Genomic DNA, 641 nt, shown 5'->3' with positions numbered 1-641 from the left:
ATCGTGTTGATGCTGGTATGCTCGATGATGGCTTCTCTCGCTATCGTGAAGGAGAAAGAATCGGGTACGATGGAGGTATTGCTGGTGTCGCCGGTGCGCCCGCCCGTGATTATTCTGGCAAAGCTGGTACCGTACCTGTTGGTCGGGATGATTAACATCGTGGTGATCCTGTTGATTTCGGTTACTATATTGAAAGTCCCGATAACGGGAAATATCTTCTTACTGTTTTTTGTCGGGACTATTTTTACCCTGTCTTCGTTGGCGTTGGGGATTATGGTGTCGGTGTTGACAAAGACACAGCGGAGTGCCATTATCATTTCTATCGCGGGGTTGATGCTTCCGGCTATCACGTTATCCGGTTTTATCTTCCCGTTGGATTCATTGTCTTTGGGGATGAAAGCGATAGTGCACATGATGCCGGTGACCTTGTTTATCTCGGCAGCGAGAAATATCATGATCAAAGGATTGGGGATGGATGCCGTTTACCCGGAATTGTTCGGGTTGGTGGCGATCACGGTGGTTTTGATTGTTATTAGTATCAAATGTTTTAAAAATCGGTTGTCATGAGGATGCTGGGATTTTTGTTACAGAAGGAGTTTATCCAGATATTCAGGGATAAAACGATATTGCTGATTCTGTTT

Annotated in this window: 1 protein-coding gene; it reads left to right on the top strand. The window is 45.4% G+C overall.

What is annotated here, in order from left to right; genetic code table 11:
* Nucleotides 1–567 (top strand): ABC transporter permease (locus ACK8P8_RS22210; RefSeq protein WP_410026333.1); only part of this gene is annotated, 567 nt, incomplete at its 5' end.
* Nucleotides 568–641 lie beyond the last annotated feature (74 nt).

The organism is Butyricimonas muris (genome assembly GCF_046365375.1).
Lineage (GTDB): Bacteria > Bacteroidota > Bacteroidia > Bacteroidales > Marinifilaceae > Butyricimonas > Butyricimonas muris.
This window is presented reverse-complemented; position numbering and strand designations above follow the sequence as displayed.